6 protein-coding genes are annotated in these 2,812 nt (G+C 63.7%); 4 read left to right on the top strand and 2 right to left on the bottom strand.

All coding sequences use genetic code 11. The features are described 5' to 3' along the window. Positions 1-240, top strand: a 240-nt coding sequence (locus WAO18_RS03735) for a nitroreductase family protein (RefSeq protein WP_422204002.1), incomplete at its 5' end; no start/stop codon positions are given. A gap of 64 nt (positions 241-304) precedes the next feature. Here WAO18_RS03735 and WAO18_RS03730 read toward each other — a convergent pair. Beyond that, complete coding sequence (locus tag WAO18_RS03730; protein ID WP_422204000.1) at positions 305-1,048, bottom strand: TetR/AcrR family transcriptional regulator; 744 nt, start codon at positions 1,046-1,048, stop codon at positions 305-307. Between the two features lie 117 nt (positions 1,049-1,165). On the opposite strand from WAO18_RS03730, the gene WAO18_RS03725 reads away from it, so the two are divergent. The 3 genes from WAO18_RS03725 (at position 1,166) to WAO18_RS03715 (ending at position 2,312) form a co-directional block, all read left to right on the top strand. Beyond that, positions 1,166-1,615 carry a hypothetical protein gene (locus WAO18_RS03725; protein ID WP_422203999.1) on the top strand — a complete coding sequence of 150 codons (450 nt, stop codon included), beginning with the start codon at positions 1,166-1,168 and terminating at the stop codon, positions 1,613-1,615. A 75-nt stretch (positions 1,616-1,690) separates the two neighbouring features. After that, positions 1,691-1,864 carry a CsbD family protein gene (locus tag WAO18_RS03720; protein ID WP_422204004.1) on the top strand — a complete coding sequence of 58 codons (174 nt, stop codon included), beginning with the start codon at positions 1,691-1,693 and terminating at the stop codon, positions 1,862-1,864. An 85-nt stretch (positions 1,865-1,949) separates the two neighbouring features. Continuing rightward, a complete protein-coding gene (locus WAO18_RS03715) occupies positions 1,950-2,312 on the top strand; it encodes a hypothetical protein (protein WP_422203998.1) in 363 nt (120 codons plus the stop codon). Between the two features lie 114 nt (positions 2,313-2,426). Here WAO18_RS03715 and WAO18_RS03710 read toward each other — a convergent pair. Next, a partial coding sequence (locus tag WAO18_RS03710; protein WP_422203997.1) for a zeta toxin family protein occupies positions 2,427-2,812 on the bottom strand: 386 nt, incomplete at its 5' end.

Genomic DNA, 2,812 nt, shown 5'->3' with positions numbered 1-2,812 from the left:
CAGTACGACGTCGGCCAGGCCACGATGGCGATGATGATCGCGGCCACCGACCTCGGCATCGGCACCGGCCACTCATCGGTGGGGGATCAGGACAAAGCCCGCGCCATTCTCGGTGTCCCCGAGGGGTTTCAGGTGGCGTATGTACTCGGTGTCGGGTATCCGGCTGACCGCCCGCTCAAGCCGATCCGCAAACCGAACCGGCGGCCCTTCAATGAGGTTGTCCACCACGGCCATTGGTGAGCGTAGCTTGGCGCAGTGACGCATCAGCTACCCATTCGTCGTCGATGGATTGCATCGAGAGCGCTTAAGCGATTCGCGGCGTTCCGTCGGGGTGGGTGAGGGTTTCGGCGAGCCCGGCCAGGAGCAGATCCAGGCCTCGGTCGAGTTCGGCGGCGCCGTCGTAGGAGGCGAGGACCGGTGCCAGGGCGCGGAGGTGGGGGAAGTCGGTGATCGACAGTCGGTGCAGACCGAGCCGCAGAACGTGGTCTGTTTCTTCGGGTCGCTCGACGATTTCCTGCAGTTCATCGATGACGTGGCCGTGCAGGTAGGCGAATAGCACCCGGTAGATGTGCAGGGCGTCCTCGCCGGAGAACCCGGCGGCGATGAGCAGGGTGAGGACGCTTTCGAGGGGCCGTAGCGTTCCGGGCGGTCGTTGTCCAAGGGGGGTGGCCAAGGGGCGGGTCACCAGCAACGGCACGACGTTGGGGTGCGCGAGTGCGAGTCGCCGGAAGTTGTGGGCGACGGTGCGCAGCTGTGCGGACCAGTCCGGGTCGGTGGTGTCCACCGAGAGCTCGGTGAGGACGAGTTCGGCGACGCCGTCGAGCACGGCGGCTTTGTTGGGTAGGTGGCGGTAGAGCACCGTGGTATCGCGATTCACCGCCTCGCTGAGACGGCGCATCGACAAGCCATCCTGGCCGTCGCGGTCGACGATCTCTAACGCGGTCTGCAAGATGAGCGACCGGGTGATCGGGCGGCCATCGGCGCCGCCGACTGTGACGGAGGGGCCTGCGCCGTCAGTGGTCCCGTCCAGACCGGTGGGCTGTTTCATGGCAGCAGCACCTCCTTCCGGGTGACACTGTAGACCAATGCTGTACGTCAACAGTGTTGACAGGCCGTCTACCTGGGTGTGTACTGGGTTTCTAGCACCGGAATTAGAGGCATCGCCATGATGGTCATCGTCGGATTAATTGTTCTATTCGTGGCGGTGATTGTCGGGACGGTCGGGGTGCTGGGCAATGCCGGGGCCACTCACCCGCTGGCAGAGAACTTTTCCGTGCTGGGTTATCACGTGACCGGGTCAACCGGCACATTGTTCCTGTCTGGGATCGTGGTCGGCGCGGTGGGATTGCTGGGTCTGAGTGTGTTGTTGGCCGGCGCCCGACGCAGCGCTGTGCGTGGGCGCGACGCCCGACGCGACCTTGCACGTTCTCAGCGGGAGCCGGCATCAGTGAAACGTCACCCCAGCCAAGAGCTTGACCATCAAGGCGCCACCGACACCGACTCGACGGTGAGTTCGACAGCAGCTGAACCCCGCAGGCGCAGTGTTCCCCTGTTCGGTCATTGGGCGCGTCGTCGGAAGACAATCGACGCCAGGCACATCGACACATCTTCGTAAAACAGCGCGCGTCGCGGGATATTGCTCAGCCCGCCGTCGCGGTCTGTGACCACCGAAGAAAAGAAGGAATCCGCGATGAGCATCGGGAAGAAGCTCGCCCACAAAGCCGAAGCCGCCATAGGCGCCACCAAGAAGTATTTCGGCCGCGCCACCGGCAACACCCGCCTACGCACCGAGGGCCGCGCCGATCAGGCCAAGGCCAACGCCAAACAGGCAGGGGCCAAAGTCAAAGACGTCTTCAAACACTGACCCACTGCTTTCCAAGTACTTCTCCACAACCCGTCAAAAACAAGGAGCCGAAATAGCTACCAGCACAACCGGTTTGATCATTGTCGTGGCCGCAGTCGTGGCCATCCTGCTCATCGCAGGTCTCACCTGGATGGCACGCAACAAACGCCACCAACAACGCCACGTCGAAGCAGACAACATTCGCGAGGACGCCAGACACGAAACACTGCTAGTCAAACAACAGGAAGCCCTCGCCGACGAGACCGCCGCCAAAGCTCGCGCCGCCCAAGCCGAAGCCGATGTCAACGCGGCACAAGCTGACGCTCTGCAACAACAGGCCGCCGTCCACCGCCATGAAGCGGTCAGCTCGCGCGATCACCTCAACAAGCAATGGGACCGCGCCGACACTCTGGACCCGGCATCCCGAGCTGCATCCGACACCCGCTCGGCCGCCCACGACGAACCATGACCTACAGCCGGGTCCCGATTAACCCCGCGGACCGGCGGTGGCAGCCAATCCGCAAACTGAATCGGCGGCCGTTCAATGAGGTTGTGCACCAAGGGCATTGGTGATCAGGTCGCGCTACGCCAAGCACGCTGACCGCAAGACGTCAGGTGTCCAGGCCGGCCAGGTCGGCGAACCGATGCAGAAGCCGTCGTCCACCTGAGCGACGATGCGGGGGCCTTTCAGCCCGCTGTTGTCGTACATGGTCGCCGAATCGCATCGGATGGTCGCGGTGGCAACAAGTCCCCAAAGACGTTGGAAGCGTTCGCGAATCTTGTTCTCGGGCACATCGTGTCCGCCAGCCCTAACCCGGCGCCGGACCCGCTCGACCGCCAACTCCTCGGGGATGAGCAGAACATGCAGAACGATCGTGTAGCCCGCCGCGCGGGCGGCGTCGATCAGTTCCAGCTTCGACGGGTGGGAGAACACGGTTTCGTCGATGAGCTTGGCCCTCGTCTCTGCGG

The organism is Mycobacterium sp., from assembly GCF_049278535.1.
In the GTDB taxonomy this organism is placed as follows: domain Bacteria; phylum Actinomycetota; class Actinomycetes; order Mycobacteriales; family Mycobacteriaceae; genus Mycobacterium.
Note: the sequence above shows the minus strand (reverse complement) of the source record. Positions and strands in the feature narration are given on the sequence as shown.